Genomic DNA, 238 nt, shown 5'->3' on the forward strand with positions numbered 1-238 from the left:
GAAAAAAAAAAACCACCCCCCTCCCCCCTCCCCCCCCCCCCCCCCCCCCCCCCCCCCCTCTCCAGGAGCTCCCCGTCGCCACAACTCCTGTCTTGCCCATTCACCCCCACTCTCACTCTTTCGCACCACCACAATGCCTCCACTCTCCCACCTCCTGCCAGCCCTCTACAACCCTCCACGATCGACCACCGTGCTCTTCTCGCACCACACCTCCTCCGACCATCACCCGCTCTACGTA

The 238-nt window shown here is 64.7% G+C and carries 1 pseudogene; it reads left to right on the forward strand.

The features are described 5' to 3' along the window. Window positions 1–238: pseudogene (locus G3N93_RS40165) on the forward strand (hypothetical protein); the annotation flags it as partial.

It is taken from the genome of Burkholderia sp. Se-20378, assembly GCF_017104665.1.
GTDB lineage: Bacteria > Pseudomonadota > Gammaproteobacteria > Burkholderiales > Burkholderiaceae > Burkholderia > Burkholderia lata.